This window comes from Fructobacillus evanidus (assembly GCF_963580165.1).
Taxonomy (GTDB): Bacteria; Bacillota; Bacilli; order Lactobacillales; family Lactobacillaceae; genus Fructobacillus; species Fructobacillus evanidus.
This window is the reverse complement of sequence record NZ_CAUZLM010000007.1, coordinates 41,828-67,031: the sequence shown is the minus strand read 5'-3', so window position 1 is coordinate 67,031 and position 25,204 is coordinate 41,828. Positions and strand designations below refer to the sequence as shown.

Annotated in this window: 21 protein-coding genes, 1 tRNA gene, 1 other RNA gene and 2 pseudogenes; 17 read left to right on the top strand and 8 right to left on the bottom strand. The window is 44.4% G+C overall.

Annotation, left to right across the window (positions count from 1 at the left end):
- Positions 1 to 466: 466 nt before the first annotated feature.
- The 5 genes and pseudogenes from AABI08_RS06390 to AABI08_RS06370 all read left to right on the top strand — a co-directional run.
- Positions 467 to 604 (top strand): annotated as a pseudogene (locus AABI08_RS06390) (type I restriction enzyme endonuclease domain-containing protein); the annotation flags it as partial.
- Positions 605 to 700: 96 nt separating this feature from the next.
- The gene (locus tag AABI08_RS06385; protein ID WP_338344065.1) at positions 701 to 1,483 is read left to right on the top strand and encodes a hypothetical protein; all 783 of its coding nucleotides are present in this window, start codon (positions 701 to 703) and stop codon (positions 1,481 to 1,483) included.
- Between the two features lie 59 nt (positions 1,484 to 1,542).
- Positions 1,543 to 3,423, top strand: coding sequence for an ATP-dependent DNA helicase (locus tag AABI08_RS06380; protein ID WP_338344066.1), 1,881 nt, complete (start codon positions 1,543 to 1,545; stop codon positions 3,421 to 3,423).
- 399 nt (positions 3,424 to 3,822) lie between these two features.
- Positions 3,823 to 4,182 carry a type II toxin-antitoxin system RelE/ParE family toxin gene (locus AABI08_RS06375; protein WP_338344068.1) on the top strand — a complete coding sequence of 120 codons (360 nt, stop codon included), beginning with the start codon at positions 3,823 to 3,825 and terminating at the stop codon, positions 4,180 to 4,182.
- Between the two features lie 2 nt (positions 4,183 to 4,184).
- The gene (locus AABI08_RS06370) at positions 4,185 to 4,463 is read left to right on the top strand and encodes a helix-turn-helix domain-containing protein (RefSeq protein WP_203617474.1); all 279 of its coding nucleotides are present in this window, start codon (positions 4,185 to 4,187) and stop codon (positions 4,461 to 4,463) included.
- Between the two features lie 230 nt (positions 4,464 to 4,693).
- On the opposite strand, the gene AABI08_RS06365 is transcribed toward AABI08_RS06370, so the two are convergent.
- From AABI08_RS06365 to AABI08_RS06355, 3 genes are all read right to left on the bottom strand, one after another.
- Positions 4,694 to 6,496, bottom strand: coding sequence for a glycosyltransferase family protein (locus tag AABI08_RS06365; RefSeq protein WP_338344520.1), 1,803 nt, complete (start codon positions 6,494 to 6,496; stop codon positions 4,694 to 4,696).
- Between the two features lie 335 nt (positions 6,497 to 6,831).
- A complete protein-coding gene (locus tag AABI08_RS06360) occupies positions 6,832 to 7,500 on the bottom strand; it encodes a phosphatase PAP2 family protein (protein ID WP_338344070.1) in 669 nt (222 codons plus the stop codon).
- Between the two features lie 288 nt (positions 7,501 to 7,788).
- Positions 7,789 to 9,123 carry a sensor histidine kinase gene (locus AABI08_RS06355; protein WP_338344072.1) on the bottom strand — a complete coding sequence of 445 codons (1,335 nt, stop codon included), beginning with the start codon at positions 9,121 to 9,123 and terminating at the stop codon, positions 7,789 to 7,791.
- On the opposite strand from AABI08_RS06355, the gene AABI08_RS06350 reads away from it, so the two are divergent.
- On the top strand, positions 9,110 to 9,352 hold the full coding sequence (locus AABI08_RS06350) for a hypothetical protein (protein WP_338344073.1): 243 nt from the start codon (positions 9,110 to 9,112) through the stop codon (positions 9,350 to 9,352). The genes AABI08_RS06355 and AABI08_RS06350 overlap by 14 nt on opposite strands.
- Positions 9,353 to 9,473: 121 nt before the next feature.
- Here the strand turns inward: AABI08_RS06350 and AABI08_RS06345 are convergent, their stop codons facing one another.
- The gene (locus tag AABI08_RS06345; protein WP_338344075.1) at positions 9,474 to 10,175 is read right to left on the bottom strand and encodes a response regulator transcription factor; all 702 of its coding nucleotides are present in this window, start codon (positions 10,173 to 10,175) and stop codon (positions 9,474 to 9,476) included.
- 223 nt (positions 10,176 to 10,398) lie between these two features.
- Here AABI08_RS06345 and AABI08_RS06340 point away from each other — a divergent pair, with 223 nt between their 5' ends.
- Positions 10,399 to 10,749, top strand: a complete 351-nt coding sequence (locus AABI08_RS06340) for a hypothetical protein (RefSeq protein ID WP_338344519.1) — start codon at positions 10,399 to 10,401, stop codon at positions 10,747 to 10,749.
- Between the two features lie 137 nt (positions 10,750 to 10,886).
- On the opposite strand, the gene AABI08_RS06335 is transcribed toward AABI08_RS06340, so the two are convergent.
- Positions 10,887 to 11,921 carry a branched-chain amino acid aminotransferase gene (locus AABI08_RS06335; RefSeq protein ID WP_047974253.1) on the bottom strand — a complete coding sequence of 345 codons (1,035 nt, stop codon included), beginning with the start codon at positions 11,919 to 11,921 and terminating at the stop codon, positions 10,887 to 10,889.
- Between the two features lie 146 nt (positions 11,922 to 12,067).
- Here AABI08_RS06335 and recU point away from each other — a divergent pair.
- The 5 genes and pseudogenes from recU to AABI08_RS06310 form a co-directional block, all read left to right on the top strand.
- Positions 12,068 to 12,679, top strand: a pseudogene (gene recU / locus AABI08_RS06330) (Holliday junction resolvase RecU); the annotation flags it as partial.
- Positions 12,680 to 12,867: 188 nt separating this feature from the next.
- Positions 12,868 to 13,425, top strand: coding sequence for an SLOG family protein (locus AABI08_RS06325; protein ID WP_338344518.1), 558 nt, complete (start codon positions 12,868 to 12,870; stop codon positions 13,423 to 13,425).
- A 258-nt stretch (positions 13,426 to 13,683) separates the two neighbouring features.
- Positions 13,684 to 14,067, top strand: coding sequence for a cell division regulator GpsB (locus AABI08_RS06320; RefSeq protein ID WP_047974255.1), 384 nt, complete (start codon positions 13,684 to 13,686; stop codon positions 14,065 to 14,067).
- 57 nt (positions 14,068 to 14,124) lie between these two features.
- Positions 14,125 to 14,493, top strand: an RNA gene (rnpB, locus tag AABI08_RS06315) — RNase P RNA component class B.
- A gap of 181 nt (positions 14,494 to 14,674) precedes the next feature.
- The gene (locus tag AABI08_RS06310) at positions 14,675 to 16,162 is read left to right on the top strand and encodes an ABC transporter substrate-binding protein/permease (protein WP_338344079.1); all 1,488 of its coding nucleotides are present in this window, start codon (positions 14,675 to 14,677) and stop codon (positions 16,160 to 16,162) included.
- Between the two features lie 116 nt (positions 16,163 to 16,278).
- Here AABI08_RS06310 and AABI08_RS06305 read toward each other — a convergent pair whose 3' ends face one another.
- The gene (locus tag AABI08_RS06305) at positions 16,279 to 17,310 is read right to left on the bottom strand and encodes a lactonase family protein (RefSeq protein WP_168778201.1); all 1,032 of its coding nucleotides are present in this window, start codon (positions 17,308 to 17,310) and stop codon (positions 16,279 to 16,281) included.
- 229 nt (positions 17,311 to 17,539) lie between these two features.
- Here AABI08_RS06305 and AABI08_RS06300 point away from each other — a divergent pair, with 229 nt between their 5' ends.
- The 4 genes from AABI08_RS06300 (at position 17,540) to solA (ending at position 20,866) form a co-directional block, all read left to right on the top strand.
- On the top strand, positions 17,540 to 18,700 hold the full coding sequence (locus AABI08_RS06300; RefSeq protein WP_168778202.1) for an AI-2E family transporter: 1,161 nt from the start codon (positions 17,540 to 17,542) through the stop codon (positions 18,698 to 18,700).
- Entirely contained in the window at positions 18,697 to 19,209 is a 513-nt protein-coding gene (locus AABI08_RS06295; protein WP_059393471.1) for a tRNA (cytidine(34)-2'-O)-methyltransferase, read from the top strand. Before AABI08_RS06300 ends, AABI08_RS06295 begins: the two co-directional genes overlap by 4 nt.
- 86 nt (positions 19,210 to 19,295) lie before the next feature.
- A tRNA-Glu gene (locus AABI08_RS06290) sits at positions 19,296 to 19,367 on the top strand.
- A 374-nt stretch (positions 19,368 to 19,741) separates the two neighbouring features.
- The gene (gene solA, locus AABI08_RS06285; protein WP_338344081.1) at positions 19,742 to 20,866 is read left to right on the top strand and encodes an N-methyl-L-tryptophan oxidase; all 1,125 of its coding nucleotides are present in this window, start codon (positions 19,742 to 19,744) and stop codon (positions 20,864 to 20,866) included.
- A 124-nt stretch (positions 20,867 to 20,990) separates the two neighbouring features.
- Here solA and AABI08_RS06280 read toward each other — a convergent pair whose 3' ends face one another.
- Positions 20,991 to 21,791, bottom strand: coding sequence for a manganese catalase (locus tag AABI08_RS06280; protein WP_059393467.1), 801 nt, complete (start codon positions 21,789 to 21,791; stop codon positions 20,991 to 20,993).
- A gap of 356 nt (positions 21,792 to 22,147) precedes the next feature.
- On the opposite strand from AABI08_RS06280, the gene AABI08_RS06275 reads away from it, so the two are divergent.
- Entirely contained in the window at positions 22,148 to 24,532 is a 2,385-nt protein-coding gene (locus tag AABI08_RS06275; protein ID WP_338344084.1) for an FtsK/SpoIIIE family DNA translocase, read from the top strand.
- 163 nt (positions 24,533 to 24,695) lie between these two features.
- On the opposite strand, the gene AABI08_RS06270 is transcribed toward AABI08_RS06275, so the two are convergent.
- Complete coding sequence (locus AABI08_RS06270) at positions 24,696 to 25,196, bottom strand: hypothetical protein (protein ID WP_338344085.1); 501 nt, start codon at positions 25,194 to 25,196, stop codon at positions 24,696 to 24,698.
- Between the last annotated feature and the right edge of the window lie 8 nt (positions 25,197 to 25,204).

Genomic DNA, 25,204 nt, shown 5'->3' with positions numbered 1-25,204 from the left:
TTGAATGGAAGGTTATGTAAATGTGAATATTCACTGACTAAATCGAGTAAAATGAATCTAATAAGAAACCACTGGAGGATAAGCTGATGCCAGCCAAAAGCAATGAACTGAAAATTTAAGATAAGCTCTGGGAAGCCTGTGACAAGTTGCGCGGGTCGATGGATCAGTCTACTTGTTGTACTAGGACTGATTTTTCTGAAGTATGTGTCCAATACATCCGAAGAATGACACGCTGAACTTGAGGCGACCGAGTATTCAGAGGATGCGGAAGACCGTGATTTTTACGATGTCGAAAATATTTTCTAGCTACCTGAAAATGCACGTTGGTCTATAATTGTGGAGACCACCAAAATACCAGATGTCGGCACCATCATTGATGCTGCTATGACTTCTATTGAAAGCGAGAGTGACAGTATCAAAGGTGTCCTGTCAAAGAACTATGCGCCTGACAATCTATCTAAGGAACGACTCTGCTCAAAGGACAAGCTGGGTGCAGCGTGAGTTGGCTCGGGGAAGCATGCGAAATGTTGTTAAGAGATTGTTGCGCAAATATGGGTATCCGCTTGATTTTGCCAAATTCGCCGTGGAAACTGTAGTGGAGTAAGCTGAAAAGATGGCATTCGGCGCAAGTGTGGGTCATAATTAGCCGGTTGTTTGTGGTAGAGTAATCTTTATGGTGAAAAGGAGAAGAACTATTCGAATGCTTAAAATTGATAAAGCTATTTTAGATACAAATAGTGTAATATGTGATAACATTTCTCAACTAGGTGTGGCTGATAGGGGCCTCTTAAGCCAGAATATACTTGGTCAGATTCGTAATTTTGTAGAATATGTTGCAATTAAAGTATGTTCTAACGGTGGTGATGTTGATCCTAATGACTATAATTTGAATGTGGAGTCCTTAAAAAAAGTGCAGCGCAGGGGCGATTTACAGTTTCTTTATAGGTTCCACAAAATGCTACAAAAGTCCGTGTCGCATTATACCCTTAACAAGGATGGGTCAGAACGTCTTATGCTCAAATACTATGAGCATCTGCTAAAAATTAAATTGTACTTGAAAAAATATTTCAATTTGGAGGTACTTGAGAATATTAGTGATTTTCCTATAGATACGGACGCCGAGCTTTCGAATTATTTTGAGAAAATTGCTGAGAAAATTGAAAATCCAAGTACAGATAGTTATCCAGTAACTTATAACGATCGGTATTATGTGAGAAAAGTAAAGCCCTTTTTCGTGAATCAAGAAATCTACTACGAAATCACGTTTACTGCTGCAAATTCCAATGCAAGTAAATTTGATAGAGTGATTGCGTTTACAAAGCAAGAAATTGTCGATAACTATGCTGTGAAATTTTCATTACACAATGACACAATTCGTATCTTAGATAAGAATATGTCAATTCTCGTAATCGATGGATATGAGGTGTCTATTCGACCGTGCGAGTGGGGGATAATCTATCTGAAATTTTTGGACCAAGAGTGAGGCACAGTACTAACTCCAAAGAGTACAAAGAGTTGATGAGGTACCTTTCAAGTGTCAAGATGTCCTTAACCGAATTGGTGAGCAGTGATCAGACCTACTATGATTTTATAAAACAGCAAATTACAGATGGTGTTCAATCGGTCAGTATTTATGAAATGCTTGATCAGTGTCGAAATATTATAATCGGTAATAGACAAGGCGCCAATGTATTAAGATATTTGCTTCAGAAAATGAATAACCGTGTTATCAGGTGGCAGTATTCAAATGAAAAATGCGATCGTCTATCGAATCTTTACTTGAATTATGGCTGTATCCCATTTGATGATATGCCTTATTGCACATCTCTTCGAAGACACAATCCAAAAATATATGATTTGTTTGAATCTATTCCCGTTTCCGGGCATGAGCACGAATTGCTTGCTAGGTATATTAAAAATAATACAGAGGTAGAGGAGCAGCTTTTTACACCCAAAGACAAGATTGATGGTTTTGAAAATATTGATAGTTTAATTAAGAAATATAATGACTCTCTGTATCACAAGCATACTGACCGTAAAATTGAAGAATATAAATCCCATCTCTATATCAAGAGTCATGTTGACGATACCACGGAGATTATCAAAACACTAAAGCAGTTGGCGGCCTCTGGCATAGCTCAATATACAGGATCGGTTGATTCGTGGATATCAAGAGAAGCGTATACGATTGATGACCAGAGCAAGCAAAAGGCTCTTCGGCAGATGTTTTCCAAATCCCATGTTGCATTGATATATGGCTCTGCTGGCACTGGTAAATCTACGCTAATTAAGCATATTTCTAATTTTTGGGCCAACAAAACGAAGATATACTTAGCCAACACGCATCCAGCTGTAGATAATATGCGAAGGAAGGTCACGGCTGGAAATAGTGAGTACCATACGATTGCAAAGTTTCTTTCGAGTCGAAATGTTCGTTTGGACTGCGACATCCTCTTTATTGATGAGTGTAGTACCGTCAGCAATGAAGATATGCGAAAAGTTTTAGAGAAAGCTGACTTTAAACTGCTTGTACTTGTTGGTGACATCTATCAAATTGAGTCGGTCTATTTCGGAAACTGGTTTAGTATTGCAAAAGAATTTGTACCCAAAACGTCGATATTTGAATTAACTCATCCATATCGTACGAATGACAAAAATTTGCTGACCGTTTGGGATCGAGTCCGCAAACTTGATGATGCAATTCTAGAACCGCTAGTCAAGAATGGATATGTTTCGAGGTTGGACGAATCTATCTTTGAGCATAGCGAAGATGATGAAATTATTCTGTGTCTGAATTACGATGGACTTTACGGAATCAACAATATCAACCGATTTTTGCAAAATAGTAATCCTTCTAAGCGTATTGTTTGGGGAATAAATACTTATAAAGTGGGCGATCCGATTTTATTTAATGAATCGAACATTTTTTCCCCGTTAATTCACAATAACTCAAAGGGAAGAATTGTTGGCATTCGACCAGAACAGCAAAAAATATGGTTTGAAATCGAACTCGAGGAATCATTGAATGAATTTGAGGCCAGTGGGTATGATTTTGAACTTATTGGAGAATCGGCATTGGGAAAATCTATTATTTCGTTTGGCGTGAATAAATATCGGAGTACCGACGAGGATGATCAAGATAACGATTCTACTATTATTCCATTTCAAATCGCATATGCAGTCTCCATTCATAAAGCGCAAGGGTTGGAATACGAGTCGGTAAAGATTGTAATTACGAAGGAGACAGAAGAGAGAATTACACAAAATATTCTCTATACGGCTATTACCCGAGCTCAGAAAAAATTAAAAATTTACTGGAGTCCCGAAACCGAACACTCTGTGCTTGAAAAACTTACAGTTAAAAATTTTGCAAAGGATGCAAGATTGTTATCTAAACTTTCTTCGCTACCAATGATGAAATAAGGCGCGCCGGGGGCTTTTAACTTCGTATTGGATTCGTTCTTTGTGCAACTTTGTCGCCTGATAATTGTTATATGTTATTACAAAGCTCATCTCGTGACCTCCTTCGTCATTGAATGATACGGGCGTTTTTTATGAACGAACCCGAAATCTGAACTGGCTTTTGTAGTTAATATAAAAATATGTTGATAGACGGCTGAAAAAATGGCTATCTAAGAAACAAATAAACAGTATAAGATATTGTTAACTCAGGAACAGCAAAGGCAAGAGCGAGAACGCAATCAAAAACAGTGTGACAATGTAAAATTAGTTATTAATAATCTGAAGTCTTGTTTATTTCGTGCCCTAGATATTTTGATAGCATATATTGATATTTAAGTTTGTTGATTGTACACTAAAATTATGGAAAATCCTAAGTTTGAGTTCTATACGCGGCCAAATGGACACAATGAATTTAAAGAATTCTTAGACAATTTAAAGACGGTGGAAAAGCAAAAATTGGTTTCCGTAATTGCCAAGACACAAAAGTTTGGGTTGCAGGTCGCAGCACGCCAAATGTGGATTAAAAAAATTTCGGATGGTATCTTTGAGCTACGGACGACAGGATCCAATATTCAGCGTGGTTTGTACTTTCATGCTGATGGTTCGCATCATGTGATTACGCACGGATTTACGAAGAAGACCCAGAAGACACCTGTTTCTGAGCTTAATCACGCCAAAGAGCTTAGAAAAGAATACTATGAGAATCTGGGAGGTAACTAACTATGGCAAAGAACATTTCTTTTGACGATTATCTCGCAGAACAACTTAAAGACCCTGAATTCAAGGCAGGCTTTGACGCTGAATCTGCCAAACTTGAGAGTGCAGTGGCGTTGATGAACGAACGTGAACGGGCTGGCTTGACTCAACGGGAACTAGCAGAGCGTGCAGATGTACCACAATCAACGATTGCGAGAATTGAACATGGTCAGAATACTAGCTTTGATACTATGAGCAAAATCGCTTCTGCGCTTGGTAAGAAACTTAAAGTGGAATTTATGTAAGTTTATTCATGATATGAACAGCAGATGTCAGTGCTGACTTTAATGTGTATTTTGAAAATTTTGACATGTTATTAACCAAGCTTTAGAGTTGATGGTTTTCAATATTTTCTTATTTGCCTTGCTATGTCCCATAAACTAAAAACAAAAAGACGAACCATGCTTCACAACCGGTCATGCTGACCAGGTTAGTGTTGACGGGTTCGTCTTTTTTATTCGGAAAATGGCTATTATTAGGATGACTTCGTATTAAGCCATTCAAAGAGGTAAATTAATGATGCGTTCTTATTTTGTACCTGGTTAATCGTTACTGGAAAAGGTGCCAGAGTGTAGTTATTCGTTTGAACCAAATCAATTAACTGAGGAACTAGTCCCTGATTTTGAATGACAATCTGGTAAGAACCTGCGGGAAGGGGCTGGTTTAGGATAAATTCATCGGCCTTTTCTGTTAGGGCCCAGACTTGCCCACTTTGAAGGTTCTGGAGTGTGACAGTCATGGTTGACTTGGCTTGGATTTGAACTAAGAAAGTATTAGCGGGTTTGGCCAAATTAACTTGTTGCTCAAGCGTTGTGCCGGGGTTAATGGTTGTTGGTTGAGCGTGGTATTGAACGGACAGCTGACTCCGTTGTGCGGCCACAACAATGGTGGATAGCGAGTAGGACTGAAGGAAAACGGCATAGATGGCAATGGTTGCCGAAATGAGAAAGGCCACACGAGGCCAGTGTTTTTGTCTTTTAACCTTAGTAACCTTTTGTCGACGGACGACAGGGGCTGGTAAAGCGACTAGAAGGACGAAAAGAGCTGGTAGGATACTTTGCCCATAACGTGATTCTGCTTCCCAAAAAATCACATGGAAGGCTAGGTATCCCAAGGCGGTTAAAACAGCTAGCAGAGCTAGTTGGTCTTTTTGACGATGAAAGCGTGGTCGCCAGCAAAGTAGGCGGAGGCTAACCGTGAAAAAGAGAATGATCGAAGCGACAACGTAGCCGATTTTAATGGCTTTTTGATAAAAGGCAATATGGTCTTGATACCATTTTGGAGCCGATTCAAAGCCACCGTTATACCAGTCTTGGACGGCGCTGACGTCTAACAAAATTGTTAATTTTTTCAGCCAGAGTTCACTGAGACCCAATGGACCGAGCGTTTGAATTCGATGAACAATTTGTTGACTATCATATTGTCGGCGGGCAGAGGAGTCACCCAGGCTGATATCTTTTTCGACGTCTTGGTCATCGTACATGCCATCCCCACTTTTATTGAGGCCCATTAAGATCCAATGACTAGCAGGAAAGGCTTCGGCACTATGTGGCTGATAGGAGCTGGCATGGTCAATTAAGAGGGTGCCTGGCATCGCTAGGGCCATCCCCAAGCTGAGACAAATAATTGGGAGCAACAATTGCTTTTTTGTTCGTTCTTTCTTGATGGCTAAAATCAGTAGTGTTAAGAATCCAGCAGGTAACAGGACAATCATATTCGGTTTCATCAGCATGCCCAGCAGTGCTGTGGCAGTGAGACCCAGGCTGATTTTAACCTTGGCCCTGGTAGTGTTAGCTTTTGGCCAGCGCCACAAAAGTCGGAAAATAACCAGGACGGCCAACATGGCTGGCAAATCAGAATAAAAAACCTGGAGGTAATAAGTGTAGGCAAAGGGTGTTGCGGTCAGAAAGGCTAGAAGGCCTAAAAAGGTGCTCTGAGGACTCTTTAGGTCAGCACAGGTCTTCAAGACTAAAACGATAAAGGTGTCAAGTAGGCCCAGCGTTAGCAAGTGAATCGTGATGTTGTTGGACAGATGGACGAGCTGGCCCAGCGCAAAGAATTTGGACAGGATGTAGGTAATCGGAACGTTGTTGGGGTAGCGCCAGAAATAGGTACTTTGCCAGACGTGGTCACCGGCAGCCAGTTGATCGGCTTGGGAGAGGACTCGGTAAGGGTCGTGGTAGACGGACACCGGTAGAAAAATCAGAATCAGCACCTGGCCGATAACCATTAACGTGAGGGCTAGGTAGGTGATAGTTCTGATTTGGCGGATGCTCAAGCGGTTGAAAAAAGGCCGCAGATAATAGCTTGCTATCAGGAGCAAGACGGTGGTGCTGACAATGGCGAGTGAGGTTTGTGAACTAAAGCTGCCGGTGCTACCAATAATGAGGCAGAGGGTAAGTAGGACAGCCAAAAGGGAATAGGGCCTGTGGCTTTTGGATGTGATTGACATGGTGCTGGGGAACCTTTCATTCTGACTAAGTTGAGATCGATCAGTTATTTGTTTATGTATGGGCAGCGTCTCGCTTGAATTATAAAAAAATGCGAAGGACGCTGACAGCGGTACTGTGGTTCATCGATAAAAAATCAGGAAGTGTACTGTTTTCGTTTAGACTAGTTTTTACTTGGTAAAGTACGCGCTTGCCGTCGGGTTAAAAAGGCAGTCGCAGCTTGATGCAGGAGGTCGCGATAACCTTCTAGTCGCAACCACAATCCAGTTGCTAGGAGCAGGCTAGCGAGAACGTCTGATGGGTAGTGGTCACGCAGGTAAAAACGTGAAAAAGCCACTAAAATAATCCAAGTGCAGGCAGGGATAATCACGTAGTAGCGACTGTCCACTGGAATCTTTGGCAAAACGACCATCAGCAGGCAAATGACGAAAATTGTCGTATAAAAGGTGTGGCCACTTGGAAAGCTAAAACCGGTATCAGCAATGATTTGATGGCTGGGCCTAGGCCTAGCAATAGTCACCTTGATGATTTCAGTCAGTGCGGAACCGCCGAACTGGAGTAAAATGATCCAACAAGCTAGGAAGCGGTCTTTTTTGTAGAAGACGTAGCCAGCCAGTAGGACGGTCAGTGTAATCGCCACGAGTGGGCTGCCCAGGTCGGCTACGACGGTAAAAAAAGCGGTATTCGTGGGTGTCACTAATTTGGCCGTGCTTTGGCTAATCGTTGAATCGAAAGTCGTAATGGCTGGTGAATTGGTCAAGACGCCGAGAGCTAGAATGGCGAAAGCTAGAATAAGGGCGAAACTTAAGAGTGTTTTTTGTTTATTTTTCATCGTATTTCCTCCGAAACGTATACCAAATAGTTTAGTTGGCATATGCAACTTGAACTACTTATGAAAAATAAGGCCAAGCTTAATTTTTTTCAGAATGGGACAGGCGGGCTGGACGGTAAACAGTCTGTGAAATGGGGCGATGGCTGGTTTGATGGTGACAGTAAGCAATCGTAACATGACGTGAAATCGATTAAATTCCAAATTAGACCAAGGAAGGTCAACCTTTTATTGGACTAAAAAAGCCACCCAAAGGGGTGGCAAAGGAATGCTACCAATGTGAATCAATGATTACGAATGGCCGCTTTGGTGGGTAGTATCAATAGCACTCGGCAACAGAAGGGTGAAGATTGTTCCACCAGTCGGATTATCGGCTACGGACAAATGCCCGTGAATCAGGTCAACGAACTGCTTGGTAATGGCCAGGCCAAGGCCGGTTCCGGGGATGGAGCCACGGACATCGTCACTGCGATAAAAATGCTCAAAAATATGTGCCTTATCGGCCTCTGGAATACCCAAGCCCTGATCCATCACCGTGAGAGCCACAGAACCATTTTCCTTGTTCGAAAGCGTAACGACAATTGGGTCTGAGGGTTTTGAATACTTGCTAGCATTTTGAATCAAATTGTGCAGAATCTGCTCGAGGGCCTCCAAGTTGGTCTGCGCCATCAAGTTGGGTTCTAGCTGTAAAATCAGTTTTTGAGGAATTGTTTTTTCTAATGGTTGCATGATTTCGCTGACAGCCGTAGTGACATTCATCCTCGTTAATGCCAATGACAGCGTTTCAACGCGCAGAATGGCCAGAAGGTCTTCGATAATTTGCTGCATTGCCCGTGATTCTTTGGTGATGTAGGTCACTGATTTTTCAATAATTTCTGGGTGGTCAGCACCATGGCGGTCGATTAATTGTGCATGACTCTTGATGGTGGCAATCGGCGTGCGCAGTTCGTGAGCAGCGTTCATGACAAAGAGCTTCTGCTGGTCTTGTCGTTGGTTGAGGAGAGCGAGCAGGTGGTTGAAGTCTTGTGCAAGTTCCGTGACCTCGGTTGGCTGACTGGGAACAGGAAGTTGAATTAGACCAGATTGCTCTGCTTGATGGACCACTTGGGTGCTAGTTGACAGGTCGGTGAGCGGGTCCGTTAATCTGGCGGTTAACCGACGAATGTAGATGGGGGCGAGAACCAGAGTGACAGAGAGCAAAATAGCTGAGACTTCAATCACACGCATTAAGATGGAGAGTTGTGGACCGATATTTTGCCATAGGGTGTAGTAAATGCCATTGGAAGAAACAAAGCGTCGGTAGAGGAAGCCAAAGCCTGGCCGATAATACAAGTTATTGATAAAGGGCACTTTAATCATCTTCTTTTGTAAGAGATCATCGGCTCGCGGTGAGAAGTAATATCTGGCTTCGGCATCTTGGCGCAGGTTATGGACGTAAATATAGCTATGGTTAATGTCCACGGTACTGTTTTTTCGCCAATCATCCCAATCATGGTCGCTATCAATCTCATTTTTCTTAAGACTGGCGGTAATCTGCCAGGTTGAGAGCTTCACGTCGTTTAGAAGCTTATGGCCTACGCCAAAAATCATCATCAGGCTAAAAGAAATGGTGATGACGATAATCATTTTGATTTGGCTGCGGAGCATGATGCTGGCGCTGGATTGTTTATTTTTCTTTGGTCTTTTAGTTTTGATCAATGGTGGGGTACCTTCATTGGTTGCCGCAGATATACTGGAAAATCAGCTATTGGGCGCCTTGGGCTATGCTATGGGTGCAGCCGAATCATCTGTTGGGAGACGTGGCGCTATGAGTACGGGCAAATCAGTTTTCGGCATCGTCGGCTTGCTGTACTAACAAATCAACTGTCGGCACCGCTGGCTATTGCTGTGCTAACAAAACAACTGTCGGCACCGCCGGCTATTGCTGTGCTAACAAATCAGTTGCCGGCATCGCCAGCTATTGCTGTGCCGATTAATCAGCCATGAGAAACGTTGGCCGAAAGCATATAGCCCATACCACGAATGGTATGGATCAGCTTTGGCTGGTCTTCATTCTGGTCAAGCTTATTGCGGAGGTTTTTAATGTAGACATCAAGAATATTTGGTTGGCCCTCAAAGTCAACGCCCCAGACAGTGTCTAAGAGGTAATCGCGGGTGCAGGGCTCATTTTCATGGTTCATCAGCACAACCAAAAGGTCGAACTCCCTTTGGGTGAGGGGGATGATAATGCCGTTTTCCGAAACTCTTTTTTTCTTAATATCGACAATTAAATCAGCAACCCGCAATTCCTGATTTTCCTCAAGAGGTCGTTGGCCGTGACGTTTGGCGATTTCAATGCGCGCCAGGAGTTCTTCTGTTTCAAAGGGTTTCGTGATATAGTCATCGGCACCGTTGGTCAGGCCGGCCAACTTATCACCAATGTAGTCCCTGGCCGTCAGCATAATAATCTGGACATCGCTTTCCTTGCGGATTTTGCGTAAAACGCTAAAGCCATCCAGGCGTGGGAGCATCCAATCTAAGATGATTACGTCAAATTGATCTGGTTGGTCATTAAAAATTTCCAGGGCTTCCAGGCCATCGTGAGCCTGGGTCACTTGGATGCCTTCTAGCTGAAATTCGGTGGAGAGGGAATCGGCCAAGCCTTCCTCATCCTCGACAAGTAGTAATCTGGTCTCCATTTGTCTCTTTCCTTCATAAAATGGGTTTTGATTTTAGTTCTAGGATACCGCGACTTGGTTCTTTTCGATACTAATCTTAACTAATTGCTTTCTGAAATTTTTTCAGAAAAGAAATGCTGGTTATGAACTAAAATCGGACAAAAGGCCTACAGGAGTGTGGTAAGATGAGCGTAACAGATGAGGAAGGGTTAACTAATTCTGATTTGGCCCTAAGGAGAGTTGGATGAAGCAATTTTTACTTGTTTTGAACAAAAGGCGAGGAGTTGTCACGGTCGTGGTTGGACTATTGGCAGTCTTGCTGGCTGGACTGGCCTACCAAAAGATTACGTACCAACAAACCCACCTATCGGGGAGTTACCGGGATATGAATGCGCAGGTGACGATTACCTTTAAGGGCGATCAGGCGACGATTTATTCAGACGGTCAAAAGACGATGACCATTAAGTACCGGCTCAAGGATAACAAACTGACCCTTGAAGGAAGCGACGGTGTGACATCAAAGGCTACGGTTACCAAGAACCACCGGACCTTCATTAGTGATGTAACAGGCGCAACCTACCAAAAGCAAAGTTAAATTAATTCCAGCCATTAGGCTGGAATTTTTATTTTTGCATATAAAAAATCAGAACCAGCCTCGCGGCTCGTTCTGATTTATCGGACATCAAATGTTTTATTTGGGTAACCTGATTTTATAAGTTGAATGAGCAGGTATTAGACCAAAGGTACGTCTTGCACCCAACCTTCAGGACCTTCTTGGTCGCCATATTGGATACCAATCAAGCGGTCATAGAGAGCTTGGGTCTTTGGACCAACTTCAGTTTCTGAGAAGAAGACATGCTTCTTGCCTTCGTGGGTAATAGAACCAACGGGCGAAATAACGGCCGCTGTTCCCATGGCTCCGGCTTCAGCAAATTGGTCCAAATCATGAATGGAAATGGCTTCTTCAACCGGGTTCATGCCCATTTCTTCGGCCAAGGCCAAGAGTGAGTATTTTGTAACGGAAGGGAGAATTGATGGTGACTTTGGTGTCTTGAACTGGCCATCCTTGGTAATTCCAAAGAAGTTGGCAGAACCGAGTTCCTCGATATACTCGTGTTCGCGTGGGTCCAAGTAGACAACATCGGAATAACCGGCCTTGTGGGCGTTGTCACCAGGCAACATGGAAGCGGCATAGTTACCACCAACCTTGGCTTGTCCTGTTCCACCGTGAGCAGCACGGTCAAATTCAGAAGTCACAAAGGCTGTTGGAGCCAAACCACCTGGATAGTAGGCGCCAACTGGCATGGCAAAGATGGTGAACAAGAAGTCGTGGCCAGGGTGGACACCGATTTCAGGTGAAGTCGAAATCAACAATGGTCGCAAGTACAAAGAACCACCAGATTCGTAAGGAGGGATGAAGTCTTGGTTGGCTTTAACAACTTCCTTCACCGCTTCAACAAACTTATCTTCTGGATATGGAGCCATCAACAAACGTTCTGCTGAGTTATGCATTCGATGGGCGTTACGGTCGGGGCGGAAGATGTTCACGCCACCATCCTTACGACGGTAGGCCTTCAAACCTTCGAAGACTTCTTGTCCATAATGCAAGGCAACGGCTGACTCGCTCAAATGGATGGTTGAATCAGTCGTCAATTCGCCTGGCTGCCACTGACCATCGTGGTATTCTGCCTTATAGCGGTAGGGCAAGTCATGATAACCAAAACCCAAGTTATTAAAGTCGAGGTCGCTTACTTTTGCTTTCGTCATAATAATTCTCCTTCTGTTATTCAATGATTAACCTTATATTAGAATAAAATGAGAAAAAGTCAAGGGATTTTATCAGATTTTCATCAATCCGCCTTATTTATGTAATATGTTAAAATAAGTGTAACTTAGAAATTCGAGGAAACACGATGGTGAATTATCCCAAGGGTGTCCATGGCGATGGGCAGCAAGTGAAAAATCAAATTCAACGCGGCAAGAAGACGCAAAAAGGCCTCCTCTTCGGGCGACGGGGGATGGCTCTTGAAAGCCTGATTAACGATGCCAACGAATACTATTTGGCCAACCATCTTGCGGTTATTTATAAGAAACCGACACCGGTGACGATTGTTAATGTTGATTATCCAGCACGATCAGCAGCTAAAATCACGGAAGCTTATTTTCAGCAACCATCAACGACTGATTATAACGGTGTTTATCAGGGCCGTTATGTTGATTTTGATGCTAAGGAAACCAAGAACAAAACTTCGTTTCCAATGAAGAATTTTCATGAACACCAAGTGCGCCACTTATCCGAGGTGGTGGCCCAAGGAGGCGTTGGTTTTGTTCTCATCAAATTTACGATTTTAGATGAAACTTACCTCTATCCAGCACCTGATTTGGTCCGCAATTGGCAGGCCCTTGATGGCCATCGGTCATTGCCATATGCTGATATTGTGGCAGCAGGCTATTTGGTCAGGCCAAGCCTGATGCCCAGTCTGGATTATTTGCAGGCGCTCGACGATTACCTGGCAGATTTGTCAGTTGGCAAACGGGCTGGTCAGCCGGTGGCTGATCAAAGAGCACAGCGGCATCAAAAAAAATCAGCTGAAAATCAGGCAAAACAAGCGCTTCCGAAAACCGTGGGCAAGTTGGTTCAGACAAATCAGTCTCAACCAGTAGATGGTAATCACCTAGTCGAACAACCACAATCTGATGGGCGGCACCCATTATGAGTCGGATTTGGATGACCGGTTATCGAACATATGAATTGGGTGTCTTTAAGGAAAAGGACCCCAAAGTTCAGGTTTTGAAGTATGCTATCAAGAAAACGATGATAGAACAGTTGGACCTAGGTCTGGAATGGGTAATTACGGGCGGTCAACTCGGAGTGGAGACCTGGGCGATTGAAGTAGCGTTGGATTTAAAAGCAGACTATCCGGATTTGCGCGTCGCGATGCTCTTGCCCTTTGGTCATTTTGGTTCGCAGTGGCAGGAGGCGAGCCAGACGCGGTTGGCTGATTTAAAACAGCAGGTTGATTTCTATGCCGATGTCCATAAGGAGGACTATCAGGGGTCGTATCAATTGCGCCAGTATCAGGACTTTGTCCTAAACCACACGGATGGAGCGGTGCTCCTGTATGATGCCGAATTTCCGGGGAAAGCCCAGTATGATTATCAAGCGATTTTAGATTTTCAGGCACAGTCTCCATACCCACTGGAAACGATTAGTATGGATGACTTACAGGAATTTGCCAACGATTACCAGGAAAATCAGCATGACCAATGAGGAGGCGAAAATCCTTAAAATAAGGGGTGGCTCTAACTGATTAACTTGCTTGAAGGCAACTTTATCTCAGTGCCGGGCGTTTCTTTTGCCTTGGTAAATAAATAATCGACAAAAAGTTGGATAAAATTTAAAAAATTAACGTTTGTTTAATCTGAAACAATTACAGTAGTATTACTAGCGTGACTGTAAAACTTGCTACTGCCAGGTTTTCCTGGTATTATTAGCCTAGTTCAATTAGAATTTAAAGGAGTGTTTCTTGTGGCTCAAGTAAAGTATACTCAAAAAGATATTTACAACCGCGTTTTTAAGGAAAAGCGCGTTGGTGTCGGTTACGACCCCAATGATGTTGATGGTTTCTTGGATGACATCATTTCTGATTACGGCGTTTTCACCAAGCGCATTGAAGAATTGCAGACGCAAGTCGGTCAATTGCAGACTGCTTTGAAGCAGACTCAAGAAGAATTGACTGCTGAGGATCATGTTCGCGAAGCCCAACCGGTTGCACCAGCACCGGTCATTGAAGAGGTGCCAGCACCTGCTCCAGTTGAGACACCAAGCGCAACACCAACTAACTTGGATTTGATTAAGCGCGTTGCTAATTTGGAACGAGCCGTATTTGGTTCAGAAAATGGTGCAAACTAAGTTAAAAAGTGGTAAACTTTTTATTGCGATTAACGATGGTTTAATTGTTTAATGGCAGGTACTGAGTAATTGCGCATGATACTTCTCATGTGAGGAAGGTCCATGCTCGCACACTCTGCGATGGGTGTAGTGTTTGTGCTGGGATAAAGAATAAACCCAGGCGTGGTGCAAACCACGACGGCGACTGAAATGGCTAAGGCTTTGCTATGTCAAAATAGGTCTGAAAGTGCCATAGAAACGGATTCCTAGGTGAAAGTCTAGGACTTGAGACGAGGTAAACCCCACAAGCGGGCAACCCAAACTTTGGTAGGGGCGGCTGACCTAGTGAAATGAAACGATGGTCGGTATGGCGGTAACGCTTAGATAGATGATTACTGAAGGTGCTTAATCCCTGTTAAGTACTGGAACAAAACATGGCCTACAGGTACCTGTTTCAGGGAGTCCACACTTCGTGTGGGCTTTTTTTTATGGCTTATTATTGGTAGAATAGGTAAGTGCGAAAAGAGCTGGTTACTTTGCGAGCTCTTTTTTGATGTCAGACATTGCAAAATGAATGGTCGGATAACAAAAATAAAATGTTGGTCCCTGACTAACAAAAGGATTGAATATGTTCAAAAAAATTAGCAAAAAAATGCTGACCTGGATGACCTTGGCTATCTTGGTTTTGCCCCTTGTACTAGCATCTGCGGCAGCCTTCACGACCAAGGCCAGTGCAGCTGAAACGGATCCAACTTTGGAGCGGATTCAAAAGAAGGGGACATTGGTCGTTGGCTTGTCAGCAGACTATGCACCTTACGAATTTCATAGCCAAATCGATGGTAAGGATCAAATCGTTGGTTTCGATGTCTCCTTAGCAAAGGCGATTGCTAAGAAATTGGGCGTTAAAATTCAAATTGAAGACATGGGCTTTGATGCCCTTTTGGGGGCTTTGAAAACTGGCAAGATTGATATGATTGCTTCTGGCTTCTCAGCAACACCAGAGCGAGAGTCACAAGTCGACTTTTCCCATGTCTATCTGAAATCACCCCAGACAATGATTGTGTTGAAGACAAACAAGGCCAAGTATGAAAGTGGCGAATTGTCAGCCTTCTCTGGTCAAAAGATTGGGGCACAAACCCAAACCATCCAGGAAGATGCTGCTAAGACGATTCCTGGGGCGACGGTTGTTTCATTGCAAAAGTATCCTAACCTGATTTCTCAGTTGTCACAAGGGGTTGTAGCCGGGGTCGTGGCTGAAAAGACGATTGCCCAAGCCTATGCGGATCAGAATCCGAAGTTTGCGGTGGTTGAGCCAAAGTTCTCAGCGGATTCAACCGGACAGACCTCGATTGCTGTTCCTAAGAATTCACCAGCCTTGGTGGCTCAAGTCAACCAGGTCATTGATAAGGTGACGACCAATGGTCAGTTCAATAACTGGAAGAAGCAGGCCCAAAAGCAGATGTTTGCCTCAAAGGACAAGTCTTACTGGCAAAAGTATGGTCACTACTTCGTTGAAGGGACTGGCATTACGTTGGCCTTAGCTGTGGTCGGTGTCTTGATTGGAACCACGTTGGGAACCTTCTTTGCCCTCTTGAAGCTTTCATCCGTCTTTATCCTCAAGGCGATTGGAAACATTTACGTTGAATATGTTCGGGGAACACCTTTGCTGGTCCAGGCCTTTATGGTCTTCTTCGGAACACAGGCGATTGGCTTGCACTTGTCGGCTTTCGTAGCTGGTTCGCTGGCGATGGGCTTGAATTCCGCTGCTTATGTGGCTGAAATCATCCGTTCTGGAATTGAATCGGTTGATAAGGGACAAACGGAAGCTGCTCGGTCTTTGGGACTTTCTCATGCCAAGACGATGCGTTTGGTAATTTTGCCACAGGCTGTCCGCACGATTTTGCCAGCCTTGGGAAATGAGTTTGTTTCGGTCATCAAGGAAGGCTCTGTTATCTCAGTTATCGGTGTCGGCGAGTTGATGTATGAAACGGGCGTTGTTCAGGGAGCTTCCTTTGAACCATTTATGCCACTGGTGATTGCCTCACTGATTTACTTTGTGTTGACCTTTACCATTTCACGGGCATTGGGCTATGCTGAACGACGTATGGCTCGCTAATTAAAAATTTTTATGGAAGATTCTTGCGATAGCAAGGGTCTTTTTTTGATTGCCTTGACGAAAAAGGGCGTAAAAAAAGAGTTGCCCGAGCAACTCTTTGAAAAATCAGTTTGGTTTTAGCCTTCAAACTTTACTCGGACACCTTCAGGGATGGCAAAGTCTTTTTGAACTAGTGTTAATTCACCAGTTTCGTGGTCGCGGGAGAAGACAGAAACGTTGTCTGTTTTCTGGTTAGCGACAACCAAGAACTTTTCGGCTGGATCGAAGTTCATGTCGCGAGGGAATGAACCTTCAGTCGAAATCGTTTGAATCAATTCGATTTCTGCTCCCATGTTGGATGTTTGGAAGACAGAAACGGAATCGTGACCGCGGTTTGACGTGTAGATGAAACGGCCGTCTTCCGTCAAGCGGATGGCCGCAGCACCATTGTGTTCGTCCCAGTCAGAAGGGATAGTTGAAATCGTCATGACATGGGCAAATGAACCGTCTTCTGCGTCGTACTTCAAAACGGAAAGCAATGATGACAATTCACCCAAGACGTAAGCGTATTGACCGTCAGGAGAGAAGCGTAAATGACGTGGTCCAAAACCGTCGTCCGCCTTATAGCGAGCAACATCGGTCAAAAGGCCGTCAGGGTCGACATCTAAGGTAATGACTTCATCGGTTCCCAAATCAACAACAGCCAAACGATTGTCAGGCGTCAAGTTGACATAGTGAACGTGGGAGCTGTCTTGTTCTGGACGAGGACCAGAACCGCTATTGTGCCATGTGTCCTTTAAGACCAGAGAACCACCGGGCTGAATAGCGTAAACTTCAACTGTACCACGGTGGTAGTAGCCAGCAAAGACCAATTGACGGTCTTCATCAACGGCGATGTAAGCGGGGGCAGAACCCTCGGTTACATTCAAGCCGATTTCAGACATGGGACGGGTGGCGTTATCAAGCGAAACAACACCAGCTTCATCGCCACGTTTTTCAACGGCGTAAACAACGTTTTCCTTGGAAATCGCCAAGTAGGTCGGATTCGTGCCAGCAAAAACTAAGCGTGCATCGGACAATTGACCGGTTGCTTCGTCAAAATCAGCTTCGTAAATGCCCTTTGAACTTTGGCGGGTATAAGTACCAAATAGTACGTGATGAACAGTCATGTTCAGTGTCACTCCTTTTTTAATATTCTAATCAGGGATATTGTAGCACATTTTTGTCATGGTCTCGACTGAGTAGCTAAAAAAGTAACAACATGTTGGTTTCTGATTTTTAAGGAGAGCGGCTCATTTGCCACCGAATTGCCACGGGGAAAGCGTTGGTCAAGGCCCTTTTTGAGTTAGTGCTATGGTAAAATGTTTAGTAATAGAAATGTCATGAAAAGGAGCAACTATGCCGAGAGAAAACGGAAAAAAATCGACGGGGTTGACATCGGTTAAGGGACTTAAAACTTTAACTGCGGTGGTCTTAGTCTTGTTAATCATTTGGTTAGCCTATCAAGTACGCTTTATTTTTGGACCGATTGAGTCCTTTGTCGCTGCGGTTGGGGCACCAATTTTGATTGCAGGGGTCTTTTACTACTTATTGAATCCCTTAGTCACAAAGTTGGAAACGAAGTTAGGCTGGAAACGAAATCGAATTGTGTTGGTTGTCCTTGTCCTTTTTATCCTCATCTTGGTAGCGGCGATTGCCTTTCTGGCTCGGGTAGTGACGGTCCAAGTAACCGATTTGTTAACCCATTGGCCAAGTTACTTACGTGAGGGCCAGGATTGGATTAAGGAAACATTTGAAGGAAAGCAGTATGATCAGTTGCGGAACATTTTGGTCACGTCGAACGACCAAATTAACCATACGGCGATCGCCTGGGTACAATCTCATCTGGGTGCTAGTATTTCTGGTGTTGGCCACTTTGCGGCCCGCTTAAGTGAAGTCGGTGTTGTTTTGGTTTCAACGCCCTTTATCCTGTATTATTTGCTAGTTGATGGTGCTCATTTGCCAGAATTTATTATCGACAAGTTGCCGCCCAAGGCGCGACCATCAACGAAAAATCTCCTGGCTGAGTTATCGGAACAAATTTCAAAGTATATTCGGGGACAATTGGGAGTGGCGTTGTCTGTGACGATTATGTTTGCCATTGGTTATACGATTATCGGCTTGCCTTCTGGGATCTTGTTGGCTATCTTGGCTGGTGTCTTGAACTTGATTCCGTATTTAGGTTCCTTCTTGGCGCAGGTGCCAGTCTTTGCGGTGGCCTTTGTGACCGGTGGAGTGAAGATGGCAGTTTTGGCAGCGATTGTCTTAGTTATTGAGCAACCATTGGAAGGTCATGTCATTACACCGAAGATTTTGGGGGATGCCTTGGATATCCATCCAGTGACGGTGATTGTTGTCTTATTGGCCTCTGGTCAAATTTTCGGTCTGCTTGGCTTTATTCTGGCAGTCCCTGGTTATGCTGTCTTAAAGGTTTTGGTAGTTCACCTTTATACCTGGTGGCGGACAAACTCAAAGTTATTTAAAGAAGAATTAGACAAAGAATTAGGAGAAACAAAATGACGAATCATGTTGTTTTATTTGAACCGGTTATGCCGGCGAACACGGGGAATATTGCCCGAACGACTGCCGGTACAAATGCTGTCTTGCATTTAATCGAGCCTTTAGGCTTTGATATTTCAGATAAAGCGGTGAAGCGGGCTGGTTTGGATTACTGGGATCATGTGGATTTGGTCAAGCACGATTCTTTACCTGATTTTTTGGCTACCTTAAAGCCAACGGATCATCTTTACTTGGTTTCAAAATTTGCTAACCAGGACTATACGGATCCGGACTATACATTGGATGATGGCGACCATTACTTCCTTTTTGGAAAGGAAACAACCGGTTTGCCTGAAGTCTTTATGCGTCAGAATCCTGAAAAGGCAATTCGGATTCCGCAAAATGATGAACATATTCGTTCTTTGAATTTGTCGAACACGGTGGCAATCGTGGTCTATGAAGCCTTGCGTCAACAGGATTTTGCCAACTTGGATAAGATTCATACCTATGAACAAGATAAATTAAAATAAATTTCCAAAAAAGGGTTGCAATTTAGAGATATGGTTGATATACTAATATAGTTGTTTGATAGAGATATCAAGCAACAACTGACCATGGCTCGTTGGTCAAGTGGCTAAGACGCTGCCCTTTCACGGCGGAATCGAGAGTTCGATTCTCTCACGAGCTACTATTAAAGTCGCAACTTCGGTTGCGGCTTTTTTGTTGCCATTAAAAAAGGCTCTATATCAAGAATATAGGGCCTTTTGGTTTGTATGGAAGTTTTTCGGAACTTGTCGAAAAGTTGCGGTAAATGTGTGTTTTGGACTATTTTTTGCCGAATTTGCAGAAGATTTGTCGTAAATTTACCGTAAAAATAGTTGTAAAAAAGCAATGATATAAAGCCTGAAATCAACACGAAATTCGAACTTTATAGAGACCTGGTTCTTTTGTTTTTAAAGGGCAGGTCACTATGCGAATGGTCGAAAAAGTTTTTATTTGTTCATCGGTATTATTTCTGCTATGATGGCCAAAATTGCTTGAAAGAGGCTTGAGGTGCTGAAGATGGCGGAAATATATGATTTTGCAATTATTGGGACTGGTTCAGTCGGATCGGCTGCTGGTTATTATGCTAGTCAAAAAGGCTTGAAGGTTTTGGAAGTGGATGTAGCGGTGCCACCGCATACGCAGGGCTCTCATCATGGCCAGACACGGTTGATCCGTCATGCTTACGGTGAGGGTGAGAAATATTTGCCAATGCTCTTGCGTGCACAAAAATTATGGGATGAATTGCAACAGAAAACTCACCGCGATATCTTCCATCAGACTGCTTTGTTGAATGTCGGCCGGCAGGGGACTGATTTTATTGAAAATGTTGAAAAGAGTGCTCAAAAGTACCAATTACCGTATGAAAAATTAACGGGTGATGAAATCAGCCAACGCTGGGAAAACTTTAATTTTAGCGCTGACTACGTCGGCATTCTCGAAAAGAAAGCTGGTTATTTAAACTCTGAAATTGCGATTCAAGCATATTTGGATTTAGCGAGGGAAGCCGGTGTTGAGCAAAAATTCGATAGCGCTGTTCAATCAATTGACTTTCAAGATGGTATTGTGGTGGTGACAACTGCTCAACAGGTTTATCGGGCAAAGAATATTTTAGTATCGGCCGGTACTTGGGTGAAGGAGCTTTTAGCAAAGGTACCAGTCCAACCACTTCGCAAGGTTTTTGCCTGGTTTGATGTGGCTGATGAACGGTTGAATGAGGATGAGGGTTTCCCTGCCTATGCCATTGAAATTAATGACGAGCAGACTTATTATGGCTTTCCGGGTAAGGACGGTACAATCAAAATTGGTCAACATACTGGTGGTCAGCCAATCACCCAGCGCTCGCAGAGGACTCCTTATGGTGATTATGCTTCAGATAAAGAGGAAGTGCTGCCTCTGTTGGAAGACTATCTAAAAGGGGTTGGGCCACTGAACCATGGGGCTTCGTGCACGTATGATCAATCACCAGATGGCGATTTTATTATTGACCAGTTACCGGGTCATCCAAATGTGCAATTTGTGACCGGTTTAAGTGGTCATGGCTTTAAGTTTGCCAGTGTTCTTGGCGAATTGGCTGCTAAAAGGGCTAATCAAGAAGAAATTACGACTGATTTATCGGCCTTTCAGCTGAAGCGCTTCGAATAGTTGGCTTTACTGCCTGATTTTTCAATCCACCAAAAAAAGCTGCCTACTTCTTCTCAAATCGAAGAGGTAAGCAGCTTCTTTCATATATAAATATACGGGAGAGGAGCCAATTGGTGGGTGAAAATTAGCCTTGGTTGTTCTTCAAGCGCTTGTCCGCGGGCTTCACCTCAGGAACGCCACCCATGGCTTCAGGGTGTTCCTGGTAAGTGAACTTGTGTCCGTCCTTGGCTACCTGGCCTTCAAAGGCCTTTGAGCCAGTGCCGTCAGAGAAACTCATGATGGTGTGGGCGAATTCTGAATGTTCGATATCGCCCATGTCGCCAGGAACGATGACGCCGTACTTTTCTTCGAGTTCTTCTTGGGCCTTCATAAATTGAAGTTGGTGTTGCGTTTCGCGAGCCAACAAGAACTTCAACATATCGCGGATTCCCTTGTCCTCTGTCATGTTGTAGAGACGAGAAACTTGGAGGCGGGCCTGTGATTCACGAACAACGTTAAAACGCATGTCGGCCACTAAGTTACCGGATGAAGTCACGTAGCCGGCATTCCAAGCTGCACCATTTGGGTTCGTTAGACCGGCGTTCAAACCATGAACCAGTGCGTGTTCAGGGTCCATGCCGGACAATGTGGCTGCCTTAAGTGGGTCGCCGGCAACGTCAGCATCAGAGATTGGCGCACCTTCGAGCAAATAGCCAATCATTGTTGAAATCATTTCCACGTGACCGATTTCTTCGGTTCCAGTGTCTAAAAGTAAGTCCTTGTACTTTTCATCGCCAGTTGATGACCAACCCTGCGAAAGGTATGACATCATGCCGGTTGTTTCACCCCATTGGCCACCCAATGCTTCTTGCAGACGACGGGCCATCAATGGGTCCGGACGATCAGGCTTGGCGTTGTATTGTAACTTCCGAGTGTGCGTGAACATAATTTCCTACTTTCTGTGCTATCCGTGAGAATATTTGTTAAAAAATAAACAGTACCAATTTATAATTATTTATAAAACGATAACTATTAAACGCCTATTCTCTAGTAATTAAAATTAAAATTAGTTGGTATATATCAACTTTTCCAATTTTAATATTTTGCGTTGAAATTAGTTTATCATGGACAATAGGAGCAGGTAAAGGAAAAATCAGGAAAATGGTCTAGACGACCGTGGCTAAAGCTAGTGTTTTCAGTCCTGAAAACACTAGGAGCAAAAGAGGCGACTGTGCTAAGATAGAAGGAGTAAACTAGACATTTTTAGACCATTTAAGCGGTCTGAGGCAAAGGAGAACCCTCATGGCTAAGCAGACGAAACGTCGCAGTCAAAAGAAAAAGAAAGTTAGTCGGGCAGGTACTGCTGGACAAATTGTTGGCCTACTGGCGATTATCTTATTATCAATTTTTGCAATTTTCCAATTAGGACTTTTTGGGATTTACCTAGCGGATATGGTGCGCTTCTTCTTTGGAAACTTGTACCAAATTACTTTGTTGCCACTGATTGCTTGGGCAACGGTTTATCTAGTGATGGACAAAAGTTATCCAATTCCAGGTCGCATCTATGTCGGAGTGGGGATGATCTACTTGGCAACGGTCTTGCTGTCATCGATGCTGTTCTTCACACAAAACGAATTGCCAGGTGGTGGTTATGCTTCCCAGGTAATTCGATTGATTGGCCAGGATATGACCAATCAATCCGCTGGAACACCGGTTGGAGCTGGTATGTTAGGGGCTCTTTTATACCAATTAACCTTCACCCTCTTATCAAACGTTGGTGTAGCGATTATTGTCGTTGTTTTGTATATTGCGGGTATAATTGTCACTTTCCGTTTGCCCGCTCGTGACTTGGCACAAAAGGGTGTTGTCAAGGCCCATGAAAACTTTACGGAGTTCCAAAAACAACAAAGTCAAAAGCGTGATCAGCGTCAATTGCTGGCTGAAAAAAAGCAACAGGATTTGACGGAATTTGGTGATCACCCATTTGGCTTGAGTAAAACGGAGCCGAAGGCAGATGAACCGGCAGCAGACCCATTCTTCCCTGATCCCGCCAAAGACATTGCCGGAGATGGGGCTGATTTGCCAGCAGAAGAAGGATTGAATTTGGGTGCCGACCCGGTTGAACCAACTATTAATTGGCAAGCACCGACAACGCCGAGCCCAGCACCTACTCCCGCTGCACCAGTGCAACCTACTAGTTCGCAGGGAAGTGAGGACGTGCACCTTAATGCTAGTGCTGTGGACGACGATGATTACCAGTTGCCGCAAACCTCACTCTTAACAAAGACTCAGCCGACCGACCAGACTAAGGAGGCCCAAAGCTTGAATGCGAAGTCTCGTCTGGTCCATGACACGCTACAATCCTTTGGTGTTGACGCAACCGTTTCCTCGGTTTCCTTGGGACCAACGGTTACCCAGTATGAGCTCAAGCCGGGTCAGGGTGTGAAGGTCAACCGAATTGCGAATTTGGCGGATGATTTGGCCTTGGCCTTAGCGGCGAAATCAATTCGAATTGAAGCGCCAATTCCTGGAAAGCCCTATGTCGGCATCGAAGTGCCAAACGATACGCAGGCGGTCGTTGGTTTTCGCTCGATGATTGAGCAGTCTAACACCTTAGACCAGGGCTTGCTAACGGTTCCATTGGGCCGTGATGTGACTGGCAATATCGTGTCAGTGGACTTATCAGCCATGCCGCACTTGCTGATTGCTGGATCCACGGGTTCTGGAAAATCAGTTGGGTTGAACGGCATCATTGTTTCCTTGCTTCTAAAGGCCAAACCTTCCGAAGTAAAGCTGATGATGGTCGATCCCAAGGTGGTCGAGTTGTCGATTTATAACGGCATTCCACACCTATTGACCCCTGTTGTTTCCGATCCACGTAAGGCAGCGAAGTCACTACAAAAGTTAGTGGATGAGATGGAAAACCGTTATGATCTGCTGGCTCAATTTGGCAAGCGCAATATCGGTGAGTATAATGCGGCCGTGGACGACAATAATGCGCATGCCAAGGAGACCGGCAATGCGATCATGACGAAGTTACCTTATATCGTGGCGGTTGTCGATGAATTTGCTGATTTGATGGCAACGGTTGGCTCTGAAATTGAAGTGTCGATTGCCCGCTTGGGAGCCAAGGCGCGAGCTGCCGGGATTCACATGATTCTAGCGACCCAGCGTCCCGACGTGAAGGTGATTAATGGAACGATTAAGTCGAATATTCCCGGTCGAATCGCTTTTCGAACGGCATCGGGAATCGATTCGCGGACAATTTTGGATACGAACGGGGCCGAAAAGTTGCTTGGCCGCGGAGACATGATTTTTGCCCCACCTGGCAAGGCTCATAAGCGACTGCAGGGTGCCTTTATTTCAAATCAGGATGTGACTGCCATTGTTGATTTCGTCAAGGGCGAACAAGATGCCGTTTATGATGAGAAGATGACGGTCACCGACGAAGAAGTTGCCCAGGATGAAAATGGTGGTGGCAATTCGGATGATGAATTGTTCGAGGAAGCACTAGAATTCGTGATTGACCAGCAGAAGGCCTCGACTTCATTGCTTCAACGCCGCTTCCGGATTGGTTATAACCGGGCGGCCCGCCTGGTTGATGACCTCGAAAATGCTGGTTACATTGGCCCGGCTGACGGGGCACGGCCACGCCATGTCAACGTTAGCAAGAAAACCGATGAATAAATAAAGCTAAGAAAAAAGCGAAACTGCCGAAGTGAATGGTGGTTTCGCTTTTTAGGTGCTTATTTTTTTTGGAGTATTTGACGGGGAATTTGGCAGGCTAAGGGTAAATATCCATCAAAAAAGCGCCCTCCTCAAATGGGGTGGCGCAAAATTTCTTGATAAATTACTCCTGGAAAAAGGGCACAATCTGTTTGGCAAATGTACCGTCGGGATCGTTGACAAAGGTCTTGTAGGCCGCCCAGTAGGCGTCTTCGATGAGGAGTGGTTCGGCGATATTTTTTGGGATTGCCGTTCGTGGAATGCCACCACGGTCATCGCGAGGCCCTTCGTATCCCTTGGTAAAGTCGTCGAAACGCTTTTCAATCACAATGGCTTCGGGGCCAAACCAGTTATGGGGCTCCTTGGTTAAGAAGCTCTCTTCAATCTGGTAGGGCGTCCAATCGGGTAAGTCGACTGCAATTTTCATGGGGTGGACCAAAGTTTGTAACTGGACTTGGCCGAGCGCGATATCGGCGACGGCACCCGCCATGGCTGACGGCAGGTGGCGGTCCTGATTTTCCTTGGCAACCAGGAGGAACTGGCCGGTCATCTTTTCGTCAGCCGTGACTTCTTGGCCGGCGAGGACGTTGAGTAATTCGGTTGGGGTAATATTAATAGCTTGCATGAGAAATA